At 41.3% G+C, this 18,332-nt stretch carries 16 protein-coding genes, 1 tRNA gene and 1 pseudogene; 11 read left to right on the top strand and 7 right to left on the bottom strand.

The genetic code is table 11. The features are described 5' to 3' along the window. The first annotated feature begins 21 nt into the window (after positions 1-21). The 7 genes from VS868_RS02175 to VS868_RS02145 all read left to right on the top strand — a co-directional run bounded on the left by VS868_RS02175 (position 22) and on the right by VS868_RS02145 (position 9,248). The gene (locus VS868_RS02175; protein WP_345599038.1) at positions 22-1,464 is read left to right on the top strand and encodes a glycoside hydrolase family 28 protein; all 1,443 of its coding nucleotides are present in this window, start codon (positions 22-24) and stop codon (positions 1,462-1,464) included. 285 nt (positions 1,465-1,749) lie between these two features. After that, entirely contained in the window at positions 1,750-3,636 is a 1,887-nt protein-coding gene (locus VS868_RS02170; protein ID WP_345599037.1) for a pectinesterase family protein, read from the top strand. A gap of 63 nt (positions 3,637-3,699) precedes the next feature. Next, positions 3,700-5,505, top strand: a complete 1,806-nt coding sequence (gene pelA / locus VS868_RS02165; RefSeq protein ID WP_345599036.1) for a pectate lyase — start codon at positions 3,700-3,702, stop codon at positions 5,503-5,505. A 14-nt stretch (positions 5,506-5,519) separates the two neighbouring features. Then, a complete protein-coding gene (locus VS868_RS02160) occupies positions 5,520-5,855 on the top strand; it encodes a cupin domain-containing protein (RefSeq protein ID WP_345599035.1) in 336 nt (111 codons plus the stop codon). A 109-nt stretch (positions 5,856-5,964) separates the two neighbouring features. Further along, complete coding sequence (uxuA, locus tag VS868_RS02155; protein WP_345599034.1) at positions 5,965-7,164, top strand: mannonate dehydratase; 1,200 nt, start codon at positions 5,965-5,967, stop codon at positions 7,162-7,164. An 11-nt stretch (positions 7,165-7,175) separates the two neighbouring features. Further along, positions 7,176-7,982 (top strand): SDR family oxidoreductase, encoded by an 807-nt coding sequence (locus tag VS868_RS02150; protein ID WP_345599033.1) that lies wholly within the window; start codon positions 7,176-7,178, stop codon positions 7,980-7,982. Positions 7,983-7,994: 12 nt separating this feature from the next. After that, complete coding sequence (locus VS868_RS02145; protein ID WP_345599032.1) at positions 7,995-9,248, top strand: tagaturonate epimerase family protein; 1,254 nt, start codon at positions 7,995-7,997, stop codon at positions 9,246-9,248. A 235-nt stretch (positions 9,249-9,483) separates the two neighbouring features. Here VS868_RS02145 and VS868_RS02140 read toward each other — a convergent pair whose 3' ends face one another. Next, on the bottom strand, positions 9,484-10,659 hold the full coding sequence (locus VS868_RS02140) for a PepSY-associated TM helix domain-containing protein (protein ID WP_345599031.1): 1,176 nt from the start codon (positions 10,657-10,659) through the stop codon (positions 9,484-9,486). A gap of 494 nt (positions 10,660-11,153) precedes the next feature. Then, positions 11,154-11,230, bottom strand: a tRNA-Met gene (locus VS868_RS02135). A gap of 166 nt (positions 11,231-11,396) precedes the next feature. Between VS868_RS02135 and VS868_RS02130 the strand changes: the two genes are divergently transcribed. Both VS868_RS02130 and VS868_RS02125 read left to right on the top strand, forming a co-directional pair. Then, positions 11,397-11,783, top strand: a complete 387-nt coding sequence (locus tag VS868_RS02130) for an START-like domain-containing protein (protein WP_345599030.1) — start codon at positions 11,397-11,399, stop codon at positions 11,781-11,783. 50 nt (positions 11,784-11,833) lie between these two features. Beyond that, the gene (locus tag VS868_RS02125) at positions 11,834-12,679 is read left to right on the top strand and encodes an aminotransferase class IV (protein ID WP_345599029.1); all 846 of its coding nucleotides are present in this window, start codon (positions 11,834-11,836) and stop codon (positions 12,677-12,679) included. Here VS868_RS02125 and VS868_RS02120 read toward each other — a convergent pair. The 5 genes and pseudogenes from VS868_RS02120 to VS868_RS02100 form a co-directional block, all read right to left on the bottom strand. Continuing rightward, positions 12,676-13,236, bottom strand: a complete 561-nt coding sequence (locus VS868_RS02120) for a YqgE/AlgH family protein (RefSeq protein WP_345599028.1) — start codon at positions 13,234-13,236, stop codon at positions 12,676-12,678. The genes VS868_RS02125 and VS868_RS02120 overlap by 4 nt on opposite strands. A gap of 134 nt (positions 13,237-13,370) precedes the next feature. Next, positions 13,371-13,673: pseudogene (locus tag VS868_RS02115) on the bottom strand (HU family DNA-binding protein); the annotation flags it as partial. Between the two features lie 153 nt (positions 13,674-13,826). Then, positions 13,827-14,774: a methionyl-tRNA formyltransferase gene (gene fmt, locus VS868_RS02110; RefSeq protein WP_345599027.1), complete on the bottom strand. Its 948-nt coding sequence runs from the start codon at positions 14,772-14,774 to the stop codon at positions 13,827-13,829. Continuing rightward, on the bottom strand, positions 14,771-16,675 hold the full coding sequence (locus tag VS868_RS02105; protein ID WP_345599026.1) for an ATP-dependent DNA helicase RecQ: 1,905 nt from the start codon (positions 16,673-16,675) through the stop codon (positions 14,771-14,773). The genes fmt and VS868_RS02105 overlap by 4 nt, the downstream gene beginning before the upstream one ends. Next, positions 16,668-17,204 carry an ATP-binding protein gene (locus tag VS868_RS02100; protein ID WP_266069583.1) on the bottom strand — a complete coding sequence of 179 codons (537 nt, stop codon included), beginning with the start codon at positions 17,202-17,204 and terminating at the stop codon, positions 16,668-16,670. Before VS868_RS02100 ends, VS868_RS02105 begins: the two co-directional genes overlap by 8 nt. 82 nt (positions 17,205-17,286) lie before the next feature. On the opposite strand from VS868_RS02100, the gene VS868_RS02095 reads away from it, so the two are divergent. After that, the gene (locus VS868_RS02095) at positions 17,287-17,580 is read left to right on the top strand and encodes a DUF493 family protein (protein ID WP_266069581.1); all 294 of its coding nucleotides are present in this window, start codon (positions 17,287-17,289) and stop codon (positions 17,578-17,580) included. 103 nt (positions 17,581-17,683) lie between these two features. Next, the gene (locus VS868_RS02090) at positions 17,684-18,325 is read left to right on the top strand and encodes a DUF4290 domain-containing protein (protein ID WP_345599025.1); all 642 of its coding nucleotides are present in this window, start codon (positions 17,684-17,686) and stop codon (positions 18,323-18,325) included. Positions 18,326-18,332: the final 7 nt, after the last annotated feature.

Below are 18,332 nucleotides of genomic sequence, written 5' to 3'. Positions count from 1 at the left end.
AGCTTCAAATTTTTTAATCTTATGAAATACTTTTCCAAAGTACTTTTTAGTCTTACAGTGATATTTTTAGTCTTCTCCTGTAAAAATCAAAATGAATCTGGTTCCACCGCTCCCGAAACTACCGCCGGGGTTAATTTTGACGATCCGTGGAAGCAGGCAGATGCTATAGTAGAAAGTATAAAAATTCCAACTTTTAGAGATGAGGTCTTCAATGTACTTGATTATGGAGCCTCGGCAGATGGAAGTAAGAGCAGTGATGACGCCTTCAAAAAAGCGATTGAAGCTTGTTCAAATGCGGGAGGAGGGAAGGTATTCGTTCCCGCCGGAGTATATCATACCGGGCCAATTCATCTTAAGAGCAATATAAATCTTCACCTTGAGGAAGGTGCAGAGGTGAAATTCTCAACCAGTCACCAAGATTACCTCCCCGTGGTTCACACTTCTTATGAAGGCATGGAGTTTATGAACTATTCTCCTTTGATCTATGCCTATAAACAAAAGAACATTGCAGTTACCGGAAAAGGAACTTTTAACGGGCAGGCTGGTAATGAGAACTGGTGGCCATGGAGTGGTAAAGATGTTTATGGATATAAAGAAGGAGATGTAAAGCAACATGATACGCACAACCTGCCACGGCTTAGTGAGATGGTAGAAAAAGGCACCCCTGTAGAAGAAAGGATTTTTGGGGAAGGACACCAGTTCCGGCCAACATTTTTTGAGCCGTTTGAATGCGAAAATGTCCTTATAGAGGGTGTTACATTTATAAATGCACCTTTCTGGGTAATGCATCCTATAAAATCGAGTAATATAACAGTTAAGGATGTGAGTGTAATTAGCCACGGTCCTAACAATGATGGTTGCAATCCTGAGTATAGCCAGAATGTTCACATCACAGGCTGCCTTTTTGATACCGGAGATGACTGCATCGCCATAAAATCGGGTAGGGATAACGACGGAAGACGTGTAGGGATAAGCAGTGAGAACATTGTTGTAGAGAATTGCACCATGAAAGACGGCCATGGCGGGGTAGTCATGGGAAGTGAGATTTCCGGGGGGGTGAGAAATGTATATGTGCGTAATAATACCATGAACAGCCCTAATCTTGATCGTGCCATTAGAATAAAGACCAACACCAGAAGAGGTGGCACCATTGAAAATATTTTTGTTAAGGATTTGAAAGTGGGACAGGTTAAAGAAGCAGTTTTGAAAATTAATACTCACTATGGTATTTATGCCAACCAGGAAGGAGGGCATATGCCGGTGATAAGGAATATTCTTCTTGAGAATGTAGAAGTAGAGAACGGGGGAGAATATGGTGTTTTAATACTGGGAAGAGAACAATCCCCTGTTAGCAATGTAAAACTTAAAAATGTGAATATTAAAAATGTGGAGGTGCCGCTCAGGGTAGAGCACGCAGATGATATCATATTTGAGAACACTACCATTAACGGTAAGGAATACTAAGTCCTTTGATGTAGACCAGAAATTTTCAGTCCCTGTTGAGAGCAATATGCATTCAGCATGATCTAGCAACGTAATGTTCGGGGTAATGTAAACGGAAAAGAATAAGTGTCGGGAGGTTTTAAATATCTGCCCATTGTTGAAAAAGCGAAGACTTCCATAGGTACACGAAAAGATCAAAGATCCTGGTTTAAGGTCGCAATTCAAGAAGTGCGGTTCGTCGCGGAGGTACTTTTTTAACTTCCACTGGAATTAAAAGAGAAGAATCCACACGTTAAAATAAGTAAGATGAGTCTCCAAAAATGCCTTTTTTCGATCCTCTTTTTTTTCTGCCTCTGCCCAAAATCTATTGCGCAGAAGAATGAGGTAAGGCCATATACGATCAATACCACCTATAAAAAACTTAAAAAGGATTATCCTTTTATTTCTCCTGTAGAACCTCAGTTTTCTGAAAGAATTGATGCTATAGAAAATATTGTTTATCAAAAAACTGCTGAAAGAAACCTAACTGCATATGTTTACATGCCGAAGTCTGAAAAAGGCGAAAAGTTCCCGGCTGTTCTTCTAATTCATGGAGGAGGCTGGCTTACCGGAAGTAAAGAAAACCTGCAGCCATTAGCTCAAAGTCTTGCTGCTGGAGGGTATGTCGCCGTAACTGTTGCTTATAGCCTTGGCACAGAAGCCCTTTATCCTGCTGCTGTAATTGATCTTAAAAATGCTGTAAAATGGATGAAGGAGAATGCAGAACAATATCGAATAGATACCGAAAAAATCGCTGTATTAGGTGCTTCAGCAGGAGCACAACTCGCCAGCTTGATCGGAGTAACTTCAGGTTCAGAGAAATATAAGTCCATAGAATCTGGCTTTTCAGATGATATACAGGCCATAGTCAATGTAGACGGGATTGTGTCCTTTATTCATCCCGATTCCGAAGAAGGCTGGATGGCCGCTACATGGCTGGGAGGTTCTAAAACCGAAAAATTCGAAATATGGAAAGAGGCCTCTCCTCTGGAATATGTGAACAGTGATACACCGCCCACTTTGTTTATCAATAGCTCCTATCCAAGGTTTCATGCAGGTCGTGATGAAATGGTGAAAATCCTGAATAAAAATAATATTTACAATGAAGTTCATACTATAGACAAGACCCCTCATGCTTTTTGGCTTGTACATCCCTGGTTTGATGAAACTGTCAGACTTACCACAAATTTCCTCGACAAAGTCTTTAAAAATTCTTCTTCAGCCAGAGAGAAATATCGCGAAATAACGGTTTCCAAAGTTGGTAATGCCGATTTTACCAGTATACAGGAAGCAATAAATTCTACCCGGGATCTTGGTCCGGGAGAAGTGGTGATCAAAATAAAATCTGGCACTTACAATGAAAAGCTGGAGATCCCTTCCTGGAAACATCAGTTGACGCTCATTGGGGAAGACAGAGAAAATACTCTTATTACCAACAGCGACTTTTCAGGCAAGATCGATCCGTTAACGGGAAAAGAGCATTCTACTTTTACTTCCTATACAGTTTTGGTGAGAGGGAATGATATTAAAATCGAGAATCTTACTATTCAGAATACCTCCTGCGGAGAAGGGCAGGCAGTAGCTTTACACGTGGAAGGGGATCGCTTTCTAATTAAAGACGCTAACATTCTTGGTTGCCAGGACACCGTGTATACCGCAACAGAAGGTAGCCGCCAGCTGTATTTGAACTGTTATATTGAAGGGACTACAGATTTTATTTTTGGAGAGGCAACCGCAGTTTTTAAAGAATGTACCATTAAGAGCTTAAAAAATTCTTTTATCACTGCTGCAGCAACTCCGCAAAATCAGGAATTCGGATATGTTTTTCTCGACTGCAAATTTATAGCTGCCGAAGGCGTGAATGAGGTTTATTTGGGCAGGCCGTGGAGACCTTACGCAAAAACCGTATTTATAAACTCTTACCTCGGGGATCATATTCTTCCGGAGGGCTGGGATCACTGGCCGGGAGATAAAATGTTTCCGAAAAAAGAGAGAACAGCTTACTACGCCGAATACAACAGCAGCGGCCCCGGAGCTTCTCCGGCTACCAGGGTGAACTGGTCTCACCAGCTTTCTTTAGAAGAAGCGTCAAAGTACAATCTCCAAAAAATTTTTAGTATTGAGAAAGACTGGTATTGGGCAACAATCCCTTAAGCCTGTGAGAAGGAACTACAGCAAATCCTGGTGCATTTGAATAACATTATAACTGCTGAAAAAATGAAAAATCTATTTCTTTTCCTCGTGATCTTCTGTTCAATTTCAGTAGTGGCACAGGAGAAGCCTACGCTTTATCTCATAGGCGATTCTACAATGTCTGATAAAAAGGATCCCGAAAAGAACCCTGAACATGGCTGGGGACAAATGCTTCCGGAATTGATGACTTCAGATATAAATATTCAGAATCACGCCGTCAATGGTCGCAGTACCAGAAGTTTTATTGCTGAAGGCTGGTGGGAAGAAGTAAAAGACCAGTTGAAGCCGGAAGATTTTGTGTTCATTCAGTTTGGGCATAACGACCAGAAAGTGAACGATCCCGCCAGGTATACCAATCCTTTTACACAATACAGGAGCAACCTTGAGAAGTTTGTGAGAGAAACCCGTGAAAAAGGAGCAACTCCAATTCTTTTCAGCTCAATTGTGCGGCGGAATTTTAATGAAAACGGCGTTTTAGTCGATACTCACGGCCTGTATCCTCTGGTGGTGAGAATGCTCGCAAAAGACCTGAATGTGCCTTTCATCGATTTGCAGTTATTGACAGAACGGCTGGAAATTATGTACGGGCCTCAAAATTCAAAACAACTGCATCTTCACCTGGAGCCGGGCGAGGATCCTTATGAGCCAAAAGGGGTAGCCGATGATACGCACCTTTCCAAAATGGGTGCAACTCTTGTTGCCAGTCTGGCACTTCAGGAGATTGCAGAACAGGATCTGGAATTGAAAAAATATATAAAGGAAAAGGTTTTATTTCAGAAGATTCTGAAAGAAGTTCCGGTTAGTTTGGGAGGTTATTCAGAAAAAGTTCCGTGGAGAAGAGCATTAAAACAGCATAAGGAGTGGTACGGGAGCAAGGAAGCCCAAAGAATTGCAGATAATGTGCTGTTATATCAGCATACCAATGGGGGCTGGTATAAAAATATAGATATGTCTAATGAATTAAGCCCAAAAGAAAAAGACAGTCTTAGGAATTTGCAAAATAAAGAAATGGGCACCACCATAGACAATGGCGCAACCCATACCCAGCTAAAGTATTTAGCAAGGGTTTATAAAGCTACAGGAAAAGAGGACTACAAAATGGCATTTTTGGAAGGTGTCGATTATCTGCTTGAGGCGCAGTACAGCAATGGCGGCTGGCCTCAATTCTATCCGCTTAAAAAGGGATATTACGGGCACATCACCTACAATGATGGAGCGATGATTGGAGTGATGAATTTGTTACGGGATATTGCACAAAATGAAGAACCATATTCATTTGTGGATGCCTTCAGAAAAAATAAAGCCGAAAAAGCTGTAGAAAAAGGATTGAAAATAATTCTCGCTACCCAGGTTGAAGTTGATGGTAAACTAACTGTTTGGGGAGCTCAGCATGATAAAAAAACACTCAAACCTGCCAAAGCAAGAGCTTACGAACTGGCCTCTCTGAGCGGTAAGGAAAGTGCCGAAATTGTACGGTATTTAATGGAGATCGAAAATCCTTCGGAAGCAGTAAAAAGATCTGTCCGAAGTGCCATACAGTGGTTTGAAGACGCTAAGGTAACAGGGAAAAGAGTGGAGTGGATCAAAGATCCCAGTCTGCCTGAGGGTCGTGACCGTATAGTAGTCGAAGATCCTGCAGGCGGTCCTCTTTGGGGTCGCTTTACCGAAATTGGAACCAACAGGCCCATGTTTATTGGTCGCGACGGAGTGGTAAAATACAACCTTGACGAAATTGAACATGAACGGCGTATAAATTACAGTTATATAGATAATTACGCTGAAGATCTTCTAAAAGTAGATTACCCTAAATGGGAACAAAAACATAAATAATATACCAGTCAAAAATGATAAAAGGGAATACGTTTTTTAAGGAAGCTGAAACCGGATGGGAACCCGCAGGAGAAGGAATCTCACGGCAAATTACAGGCTACAATACTCAGTTAATGGTGGTCAAGGTGAAGTTCGAAAAAGGAGCAGTAGGGTATGTACACGAGCATTTTCACTCCCAGGGAACTTTCGTGGCTTCAGGAAGATTTAAGATCATCATTGATGGTATATCTGAAATTCTGGAAACAGGTGACGGGTTTTTCGTCCCTCCTAATGCTAAACACGGTGCCGAGTGCCTAGAGGCGGGGATGCTCATAGATGTATTTAGTCCGGTGCGGGAGGATTTCCTTTAGCCGAACTTTTTAGAGACAAAAGTTCTCTGTACCTTAAGGTTTGGAAGAAAAATTCTGCAAACCTTCCAAAAAGGGCAAAAATTGACCTTCTTTGAATAAGCATAAAAAAATGGAAAAGATTTTCGAACAAAGCTGGAGGTGGTATGGGCCTAATGACCCCGTAAGCTTAAAAGATATTAAACAGGCCGGGGCAAGTGGTGTTGTTACTGCTTTACATCATATTCCTGTGGGGGAGGTGTGGAGTATTGAAGAAATTGAGAAGCGGAAATCCCTTTTGGAAGAAAGTAACAGGAAAAATCCATTTTCGCTGCGCTGGAAAGTGGTGGAGAGTCTTCCCGTGCATGAGCACATCAAGCAAGGAAAAGGCGATAAGGCTAAATACATTGAAAATTATAAGCAGAGTTTACAAAATCTCGGCCAAAGTGGCATTACCCGCATTTGTTATAATTTTATGCCTGTCCTGGATTGGCTGCGCACAAATGTGCGGTATCAACTTGAGGATGGAAGTACCGCCCTGTTACACGACCTGGAAGACCTTATCATTTTTGACCTTTTTATTCTGAAGAGAGAGCGAGCAGAAGAAGACTATGATCAGGAAATGGTAAAACGGGCAAAATCCAGATTTCCTCAAATGCCACAGGAAGAAATCGAGAGGCTTAGGGAAAGTTTGCTAATGGCACTGCCGGGAGATCAAAAAGGCTTCACTTTGGGAAAGCTTCAGCAGGGACTGGAACATTATAAAGAAATTTCAGCAGAACAACTTAGGGAAAATCTGGTAGACTTTTTAAAGGAAGTCATTCCGGTAGCAGAAGAAGCAGGGGTAAAGCTGGCGATTCATCCAGATGATCCACCATGGCCGGTTTTGGGGTTGCCCAGAGTGGTGAGCAATAAAGATGATCTCGATTACATTTTTAGCAAGGTGCCACCAAAGTCAAACGGACTTACATTTTGCAGCGGTAGTTTTGGAGCTTCAGAAAAGAATGATCTTCCCGGCATCATCAAGACCTATTTTGATCGCATTCATTTTGTGCACTTAAGATCTGTGCAACGGGAGGCCCGCTCCAGGTTTTATGAAGCCAACCACCTGGAAGGCAGTGCAGAAATGTATAAACTGGTGCGTACCTTCTATGAGTGTCAAAGAGGGCAAAAAACACAACCAATTCCTATGAGACCAGACCATGGCCATCAAATGCTGGATGACCTCGAAAAAACGACATATCCCGGCTACTCTGCAATTGGAAGATTAAGAGGCCTGGCAGAATTGCGCGGCCTGGAAATGGGAATTGTAAAATCTTTTGAAAACGAATAATTAAAATAAGAATGAATAGTTTAAACGATAAAGTAGCCGTAGTAACAGGCGGAAACGGAGTGCTAGGAGGTGCCATAGCAATGGGACTGGCTTATGAAGGTGTAAAAGTAGGGATATTGGGGCGCAGCGAAGATACTGTGCAGGCAAGGGTTAAAGAAATTGAGAGTAATGGCGGCAGAGCTTTGGCATTGGTTGCAGATGTTCTTGACGAAAAAAGTTTAACCGCTGCCAAAAATAAGATAGAAAATACCTTCGGAAAAGTGGATATCCTGGTGAATGCCGCCGGCGGAAATCAAAAAGGTGCGACTATAACTCCAGATCAGACTTTCTTTGACCTCGACCTCGACTCCTTCGATAAGGTGAACCAGCTCAATTTTAAAGGAACTGTTCTCCCATCTCTAGTCTTTGGCCGCGCAATGGTAGAGCAGAAAAAAGGGAGTATTATCAATATTTCGTCCCTTGCTGCGCAACGGGCGCTAACAAGGGTAGTTGGATATTCTGCAGCAAAGGCTGCGGTTGATAATTTTACAAGGTGGCTGGCTGTAGAAATGGCACAGAAATATGGAGACAGAATTAGGGTTAATGCCATCGCCCCCGGTTTTTTTATTGGAGAACAGAATCGGGATCTTTTATTAAATGAAGATGGAAGTCTCACATCTCGCGGGGAAACCATTGTAAACCAAACCCCCATGAACAGGTTTGGAAAACCTAAAGAATTACAGGGTGCAGCTAACTGGCTGGCAGGAGAAGGATCTTCGTTTGTTACAGGAACTGTAATTGCTGTAGATGGCGGTTTTGGTGCTTTTAGCGGAGTTTAAAAATTAGATAATATGATGGCATTAGGAAAATATTCATTTGGAGTAGGAGATAGGTTCGGGAAAGAAGGAAAGGCACAACTTGATGCCATTCTTAAAATTCAGAGCGAAGGAGTAGCGGTTACCCCGGTATGGAACAAGTCGAACCGGGAACACCAAACTGTGGGTACTCAGCCCCAAAGTTTGCGAGAGGAAGCAGACAGGGCGGTGAAGGCTGCCGGTTATGCAGCAGAATATTTTGTAGATGCCGATCATATTAATATTAAGACGGTAAAGCCTTTCCTGGAGGTAAGTAACTTCTTTACCATAGATGTGGCCGAATTTATAGGTAAGTCGGCTCCAGAAGAGGAGGAAGAAGATTTTCTGAATTTTTTCAAAGCATATTCCGGAGATCTTCATATCCCGGGAATTGAGCGAAAAATGCAGATATCCAAAACTCATCTCCGGGAGATGCTAAACAATTTTCTTTTGGCAGCTAAAAATGCCGGAGAGGTTTACTCATACATTCAGAGTAAAAAGGAGGAATATGTACATATTGAAGTTTCTATAGATGAGGTGGAAGAGCCGCAGTCTCCTGTAGAGCTTTTTTTCATTCTGGCAGCTTTGGCTTATTATAAGGTTCCGGTAAATACAATTGCACCAAAATTCACCGGCAGTTTTAATAAAGGGGTGGATTATGAAGGAGACCTCGAACAGTTTGAAAGAGAATTTGAAGAAGATCTTTTAGTCTTGAAATTTGCTGTCAAGGAATTTGACTTGCCGCAAGATCTAAAGATAAGTGTTCACAGTGGGAGTGATAAGTTTTCGGTATATCCGGTGATTCGGAAGCTCATCAGGAAGCATGATGCAGGCCTGCACCTTAAAACTGCCGGGACTACCTGGCTGGAAGAATTAATCGGGCTGGCCGAAAGTGAAGGAGAGGGTTTTAATTTCAGCAAAGAATTGTATAGGGACGCATTAGAGCGATATGACGAACTTACACGCGATTATAAATCGGTATTATCAATAGATAGATCTCAACTACCGGCTCCCGAAGAATTTTCTTCGGGTAAGCAATATGCAGCTGCCCTGCGGCATGACCCAAATTCACCTGAATTTAATCTGCACTTTCGACAGTTGCTGCATTGCGCGTATAAAATTGCTGCTGAAAAAGGAGATCGGTTTTTCCCCCTTTTAGACAGGTATAGAGAAAGGGTAGAAAACAATGTTACAGATAATCTTTTCAGGAAGCACCTTGCCCCATTATTCCTGTCTCAACATGAAAAATAACAGCTTCTATATTTCCATAGAGTTTCCTTAAAAGACGAAAAGCTCTTCCTGAAGTAGACGATCGGAGTTAGAATTTAAGGTCTTAAAAGCTTTCTGATTTAAACATTTTCCACACCATTGTAACTTTTAGTAGTAGTATATCTGGAAGACTTTCAGCAGGTGCTCAAAAATGGCTTTTTTGAGAGCCTTTTGTGTTTAAAACTTTCCGCAGATTATAATATTCTTCGGAAGAATATCAGGTAAATTCGAGTTCGCGGGTTCTTAGCCTTGGGCTTTTCTTCTTGAACTTGCGCCCGTACCATAACAGGAAGCCTGTAACAGGCAGGCTGGCACAGATCAAGCTGGCAAAGAAAGCAATTATTTTTCCGGGTAGGCCTGCAATGGCGCCTACGTGAATGTCGTAATTCATCCTGAGTACTTTTTCTGAAAAACCTGCCTCTTCATAAACACCGTAAACGCTTGGGGTTTCAATTTCCTCGAGGGTATTTTGGTCGTAAAAGCGATAATCTGCAGTGTAATAGATTCCGTCATGATAGGCTACTTCCACATAAATACTTGAAGAATCGGTGTAAGGATAATGTATCTCGAGATCTACAGCTTCAGGATATTCCTTTTTCAGGTCTACAATAAGCGATTCTATAGGAGGATTTTCTGTAGCTTTAAAAGTCCCTGAAGTATTATCGGGAATAGTGAAAACCACTTCCTTTTCTCCTCCCATACCTTTATACACAGCGCTTGCAAACCATTCGAATACCATCACCAGGCCTGTGAACACAACAATTACTGCCACAAAGCTTACATAAAATCCCATGACAGAATGTAAATCGAAATTTTTTCGCTTCCATTTGGTGCTTTTCTTCCAGTCGAATGACAGGCGTTGCTTTTTCATTTTCCTGTTTTTGGGCCACCAAAGAATCATACCGGTAACCAGCATAAAGAAAAAGATGAAAGTACTCCAGCCTACTACCTGGCTGCCAATTTCATGAGGAAGCCACAGATACATATGCCCATCGAGAATAAAAGGGAAAAAACCTGTCATGTGGTCTTCCACTTTAAGGACTTCACCCGTGTATGGGTGCAGGTAAACCGACTGGTAGAATTCAGGTTCCAGTTCATAGAAAATAACCTCAACAGGTTCATTTTCTTCTGCGTAAAGGGTCCCGTGAACATACCTGCCGGGCAATTCCTCTTCAGCAAGAGCTTTTGCCTCTAAAGGGGTGAGAATTGAGGCGTCTCTTTTCTCTATTTCAGGAAGGTCATTGGTGAACATTTTAATCTCCTCCTGGAAAACCCATAGACACCCGGTAATGGCAATAACAAAGACAATTGCACCAGTAATTAGTCCCAGATACAGGTGGATTTGTCTAATCCATTTTTTAAGGTTCGATTTACTCTTATTCTTCTTTTTCATAAGAAATAAAAAAGGTCGCGAGCGCGAATAAGCTCTACCCGTGACCGGATGAATTACTGTTTAATAAGGCTTTTAATATTCTCTCTTTCAATCTCAGCCACTCGTGTATAAGCGACCGAACCTTTTTGAATCCCATTCAATATAACAGGAAACGTAAAGTAGAACTGGAGCTCCAGTTCTTTAAAATAAGTCTAAATAAAAGCGGCAGCTAAGTTAATTAGCGCAGCTTACTTCTCCAATTGTTATTTAGACTTTTTTTAAATAGGGAAATAATTTGTTTGAAATAGCGTGAAGAACCGCCACAGAAAAGGTGTCTTCTAAAGATCCCTTTTCTGAGCGTTCAAAACTTATTCTGTGGAATAATGTTTCAATTCACCCTTTACCGGTTATTCATATTTAATCGTCACAATATTTATGTATGACAATAAAATTTTTTTTCGTTGGGTGTAGCGCATAAAAAAAGGCCTTCGATTTCTCGAAAGCCTTCATTTTACTGGTAGCGAGAACGAGATTTGAACTCGTGACCTCCGGGTTATGAATCCGACGCTCTAACCAACTGAGCTACCTCGCCATGTTTCTAAAAGAGACTGCCTGTAGGGGCTGTGCTATCTTTTAGCGGGTGCAAATATAAAAACATTTTATCTTGCCGCAAACTATCTTTTAGTAATTATTTAAATTGATTTCTTTTTATGTTTCTAATTAATATTTATATTGCCCGAAACTAACAAAACCGCAGCATGGACGATAAAATTAAGTTTGAAATGGAATTTCCAATCCAGGCTTCCCCTTCTTTACTCTACAACTATATCGCAACCCCGTCAGGCTTAAGTGAATGGTATGCAGATAATGTAAATTCGCGCGGAGAATTATTTACCTTTATTTGGAACGGAAGCGAAGAAAAAGCAAAATTACTAAGCAAGAAATCTGGAGAAAGAGTGAAATTTCGCTGGTTAGCTGATGAGGATTCTCAATATTTTTTTGAATTGCGCATCCAGGTAGATGAGATCACCAAAGATGTTTCCATTATGATTACCGACTTTGCTGAAGAAGACGAAATAGATGAAGGGAAAATGTTGTGGGAAAATATGATTTCAGATCTTAAACAAGTACTGGGTTCAGTTTAGAAATCTCTTATTTAATACTACCTTTGCCCGTTTTAAAAACGGGTTTTTTTATGGTTAATATCAACGGACAGTTGTTTGAAGAAAAAGAGGCCTCTCTTTCTATTGCTAACCGTGGCTTTGCTTATGGAGATGCGGTGTTTGAGACTATTCGCGTAATCAATGGCAGGATCATTTTCTGGGAAGATCATTACTTTAGGTTAATGGCATCTATGCGCATTATGAGAATGGAAATTCCGGCTACTTTCTCTCCTGAATTTCTTGAAGCTGAAATTTTACAAATTGTACGTGAAAATGACCTTTTTGACACCCAGGCACGGGTGAAGCTCAATGTGTCCCGGCAAGCAGGTGGTTTCTATACCCCTCAAACCAACGAAATAGACTATCTCGTTACTGCTGAAGCTCTCCCTGATGCTTTCTACCTTTTAAATGAAGACTTCTACGAAGTAGAACTTTTTAAAGATCACTATGTGGCTAAGGGATTACTCTCTACGTTAAAGACTAATAACAGGGCGGTGAATGTATTGGCAGGTATTTATGCCATGGAAAATGATTATAACAACTGTTTGCTGCTCAACGAACAAAAAAATGTTGTTGAAGCACTCAATGGTAATATCTTTTTGGTAGTTGGGAATGTTATTAAAACGCCTCCAATAACCGACGGTTGTTTAAAGGGGATCACCCGCGGAAAGATCCTGGAAATCATAAAGAAACTGCCCGATTATACTCTTGAAGAGGCTTCTATCTCTCCCTTTGAATTACAAAAGGCAGATGAGATGTTTATATCAAACGTAGTTATGGGAATACAGCCGGTCAAAAAATACCGGAAGAAAGAGTACAGCAGTGAAGTGGCTAAAGTATTGCTTGGCCGTTTAAATACGCTGGCCAGATTAAGCTAGTTGTACGAAGGATTCTCTGGAGCGTTAGACCAGATTATATAGTTGCCACCTAACTGGATCATTTTATCTTTCCAGAAAGTGCGTGGTTTACGGTTTAATATGTCTTTATGGTCGTTATTTTCGGCAACTATCCAGGAATTTGCATTGAGCTCCTGGTTTAATTGGTCAAATTCCCATCCGGAGTAACCTAAAAAGAATTTAATTTCTTTATCACTAATGAGATCCTCATTTATAAGGCCTTTCACCGCCTCAAAGTTACCGCCCCAGTAAATTCCGCTGGCTATCTCAACGCTATCGGGAATAAGATCGGGGACTTTGTGAATAAAGTAAAGATTGTCCTGCTCCACAGGTCCGCCATTGTATACCTTGAAATTTCCGGTAATATCTGGCAGAAGATCTTTGAGTGTAAAATCGAGTTCTTTGTTCAGGATAAAACCTACAGAGCCGCTCTCGGTATGATCGGCGATAAGCACCACAGATCTATTGAAGGAGAGGTCTCCTGTAATGGCAGGCTCGGCAATAAGAAGTAATCCTTTGGCAGGTTTTAGTGTAGTCATTTCTTCAATAGTTTCTGCAATCTTTTACCTAAATCTAAAAAAATATTGTACAGCGTCAAATGAGAATAGATAATATTTAACAAAAAAACTCTCCCGTTTGGGAGAGTTTAATATTTTCTTAGCTTTTGTGAATATTAGTTCACAGCTTTTTGAAGATCTGCACCTGCTTTGAATTTTACTACATTCTTAGCACCAATCTTAATTGTTTTTCCTGTTTGAGGGTTTCTTCCTTCTCTTGCAGCTCTTTTAGAAACTGACCAGGAACCAAATCCTACTAATGAAACGCGATCTCCTTTTTTAAGAGATTTCTCAACATTCTCAAGAAAAGATTCTAGTGCCTTTTTTGCAGCTGCTTTAGAAATCCCGGCATTTTCAGCCATTGCATCAATTAAATCTGTTTTGTTCATAATTTGAGTTTTTAATAGTTGTTGGTTGAACTTTTAATAATTTGCTTTACAAATTTATATGGAAAACTTTCCCATGCAAGTAATATCAAGGGAAAAGCCGGATATTGTTAATAACTTCGGCAAATTGTTGATAACCTTAGTTGATTTTTTCGGAAATGCGCTAATATCAGCATTTATAAGGCCTCACAGAACTTTAGCGTTCGCATAAAATTCATAGCCGTTCAAAAGATCCTTAATCGGCATCTTTTTCTTTCCCGGAAGCTGAACTTCCGTAAGTACCAGGAATCCTTCTTTTACCGCCACTTTTACTGTTTTTCCTTCCTGTACAATTTTCCCGGTAACATTTTCGTGTTCAGTTTTTTCAATTTCGCTGGCGTAGATCTTCATGATCTCCTCTTTGTTGCCATTGCTCAACATGGTCCAGGCGGTAGGATAGGGGCTTAGTCCGCGAATAAGGTTGTACGTGTTTTCTAAAGGTGCTTCCCAGTTCACCCTGGTATTTTCCCTGTCTAGCTTATAGGCGGTCTTTAAATCGCCGCTTTCAGGTTGGGCAGTCGTTTTAACCTCTCCTTTCTTAATGGCCTCTAAAGTCTCTAGAATAAGGCGAGCACCGGTCTGCATAAGCTTGTCGTGCAATTCTCCGGCACTTTCTGTAGGGGTGATGGCTATTTTTTCCTGCATGATCATTTCCCCGGTGTCAATCTTTTCGTCTATAAAAAAGGTCGAAACGCCGGTTTCTTTTTCCCCGTTTATTATAGCCCAGTTAATAGGGGCTGCCCCACGATATTGGGGTAGTAATGACGCATGAAGGTTAAAGGTTCCAAAGTCCGGCATTTTCCAAACTACTTCGGGCAGCATTCTAAAAGCCACTACTACCTGTAGATTTGCGTTGAGTTCCTTTAGTTCGGCTAAAAAATCATCCGACTTTAAATTTATCGGTTGCAGTACTTTCAGGTTTTGCTGAATTGCAAATTGCTTTACTGCCGATGCCTGGAGTTTTCTTCCCCTACCTGCAGGCCTATCGGGTGCTGTGATAACTCCCACAACATTATATCCTGCTTCCACTATGGCTTTGAGTGAATAAACAGCAAATTCGGGCGTACCCATAAAGACAATTCTCAAATCTCTCATAAATGTTTTAATTTATATTTATTAGACGCAGTGATAGCCAAGGCTCCTTTCTCAACCAGTAACTGTAAGACTTTAATGATATGATCTTCCGGGAAATCAAGTCTTTCAACCATCTCGCGTGAAGTGTATTGCTGCGCTTCCAGGAGGCCTATAATTGCAAAGTAAATCCTTTTCATCTCCTCACGGTCAAGTTTGGTCTTTAAAGGCCGGCAAACAGAACAAATTCCGCAGGGCTCAGTTTCCTTTTCTCCAAAATACTGCAACAGTTGTTCACTTTTACACTGCCTGTCGTTCTCAACATATGCAAGCACCTGCTCAATTTTTTCCTGTTTAGTCTTCCCCTGAAGTTTTATGTAAGGTATTAAAGGATTAATAGTGATGTCGTCTTCCCGGGGCACCAAAAATGTGATTTTTGTGTCGTGTTGATCGTGTTCAAAATTAACTATATCTTCTTTTTGAAGCTTTTGGAGCAGCTTTGTCGCTTCCTGAACTGTAGTTCCTGCTTTCCCGGCTATCACCTGTAAATTTAGTTCAACCATGCTGTCAAAAGCCCCGCCATAGGTGCGTAAAATGGATTTTACAACAGCATCAAACTGCGGATTTGCTTCCAGGTACCAGTTGATCTGTTTTCCTGTAACCAAAAACTGAATTCGTGTTTTCTTCTGAAATTGCTCTGCCAGCGTCAGGATGCTCATCCTGTCCAGTAACTGCATCGTATTATAGGCGAGCAAAGTGTTAAGCTCGTATTTTTGGCAAAACTGGTAAAAGTTGAAATAGTGCTCTGTGCCTTCACCTTCGCCATAGGCTATCCTAAAATAAGAATTCAGTTTTTTGTAAACCAGTTTTACCATCTCAACTCCCGGAAGCGTGGCCAAAAACTGATTTTTAAGCAGGGGAATATCACTCTTGTTGGTTAGCACAACTGCTTTGGCAGGTTTCCCATCCCTTCCGGCCCTTCCGGCTTCCTGAAAATAGCTTTCAAGGCTCTCGGGCAGGTTCAAATGTATCACTGTACGCACATTTGCCTTGTCTATACCCATCCCAAAGGCGCTGGTGGCTACCATTACCCTTTTATCTTCTTTAAGCCATTGCTGCAGGCGTAAGGATTTTTCAGATTTTGGGAGTCCGCCGTGGAAAGAGGTGGCAGAAATGCCCTTTTTGAGCAGGTATTGCTCCAGTTCAATAGTGGCCTTGCGAGACCTAACATAGATAATTCCTGCTTCGTTGTGCTCCCGGAGCAATTGCTCCATGTAGTAATTTTTGTCCTGGGCCTCTTTTACAATATATGCCAGGTTTTCTCTTCGGAAGGATTTCTGAAGCAGTTTTACATCCTTCAATTCCAGTTGCTGCGCGATATCCTTTACTACCGGAAGTGTTGCCGTGGCAGTCAACGCCACTACATTAACATTAGGTTTTAGTTGGCGCAGCAAAGATATGTTGCGGTAGGCAGGTCTAAAGTCATGGCCCCATTGTGAAATACAGTGCGCTTCATCTACAGCAATAAGGTTTACCTGCATTTGTTTGATGCGTTCCTGCACCAGCTCCTGCTGCAATCTTTCGGGGGAGAGGTAGAGGAACTTGTAATTTCCGTAGATGCAATTATCCAGCATGGTGTCCACTTCCCTAAAATGGATTCCGCCGGTGAGTGCCATGGCTTTGATGTTTTTTGCCTGCAGGGCCTTTACCTGGTCTTCCATGAGGGCGACCAGGGGCGAGATAACGATGCAAATTCCGGGTTGTATGATGGCGGGGACCTGAAAACAAAGGGATTTTCCGCCGCCGGTGGGCAGCAGGGCAATGACGTCCTGCTTCCGAAGTAATTGTTCAATAATGTCATTTTGCAGCGGTCTAAAGCTGTCAAAGCCCCAGTATTGCTTTAATATGTCTTCGGGGCTATTCAAGGTGGTTAAGAATAAACAGGGTCCGTTCGGCAATGGTGCCTTCGGGGACTTCTATAGCTTCATAACCGTGAAAGGCATAGCTGCGGGCCAGCTCATCATGAATCTCTACAGCCTGCTCATAACTTTCATAGCGTTCGTTGTCTTCAGTATATATCTGCTTCCACGGAGGCAAAATAAACACCCTGTCATACACATATTCTTTGCACACGCGATTAAATACGGGAGGATATTCATTTCCGAAGTAATTCATGTAAGCCACAACATCGGGCACACCGCGATCTAGAAAGACCATGTTGGTCTTCTTCTCATGAGCCTCCTTAAACTGCTTAATTCTTCCTTCGAGCAAGAGTTCGCTAAAGAGCAGAGGGTCTTTAAGAAACAATTGATCAATTCCCTTTTTTTGAGACTCTCTTATGATCTCCCGTGACACTTCATGAAAACAAAAATATCCGTGTTTTTCAAGGGCTTCAATGACAGATGTCTTTCCTGTACCGGGACCGCCGGTTATTACAATCTTTCTGGTATTCACCCGGCAAATTTCGCGATTTGCATCCAATTTAAAAAATAGATTCTAAAATGTATCTTTGCAGGAATCATGAAGCAAGATTATTATGAGCGAAGCTAAAGACCCGGAAGAATTTTATCGCAAGCTAAAGTCGCAATTGCTGGACACTGCAAGCTGGCCGTCTATTTATTTATATAAATTTATAGTGCCCACAAAACCTGAGAAAATACAGGGGGTTGAAGAGATCTTCAACAATATGGGCGCCGTTATTAATACAAAGCAGTCCAAAAAGGGGAACTATACGAGTGTTTCTGTAAATGTGAAAATGCAGGATCCCGATGCGGTTATAGCCAAATACAAGGAAGTAGGACAAAAAATTGAAGGAGTGATCTCACTCTAAATAATTGCAGGATAATTTAGTAGAGCTGCTTTTTTCCTGAATAATTTATTTAATTTGCAGTCGATAAACTTCTGCAGTATATTATCACCTAATATTATTCATTTTGACAAACGAATTAGAATATAACTCCGAAAGGAGTAAACTCATCATTCCTGAGTATGGAAGACATATTCAAAAGATGGTTGAACACGCCGTAGAGATCGCAGATGATGAAGAGCGCAATAAAGTGGCTAAGGCTATAATTTCAGTGATGGGGAATCTCAATCCTCACCTTCGGGATGTACCCGATTTTCAGCATAAACTTTGGGACCAGTTGTTCATAATAAGTGATTTTAAACTTGATGTAGAAAGTCCTTACCCAAAACCATCCAGGGAAATACTGGAAGAGAGACCTGAGCGTATGCCTTACCCGCAAAACTTTCCGAAGTATCGTTTCTACGGAAATAACATTAAGCGGATGATCGATGAGGCAAATAAATTTGAAGATGGGCCCGAAAAAGAAGGTCTTGTCTTCACAATTGCCAATCACATGAAGAAGTCTTACCTGAGCTGGAATAAAGATTCTGTTGATGACAAAGTGATCTTTGAGCATTTAAGGGAACTAAGTGACGGTAAGATCAATTTAAAAAATACCGAAGAGGACCTTAGCGAAGCTTCAGAACTTTTGAGAAGCAACAAGAAATTCACCTCTAAAAAGCCGGTTAAAAAGTCAAATAACAGAACACGCAGCCGTAAACGATACTAAAATTACG

Source organism: Salinimicrobium sp. 3283s (assembly GCF_039602225.1).
Classification (GTDB): Bacteria; Bacteroidota; Bacteroidia; order Flavobacteriales; family Flavobacteriaceae; genus Salinimicrobium; species Salinimicrobium profundisediminis.
This window is presented reverse-complemented; position numbering and strand designations above follow the sequence as displayed.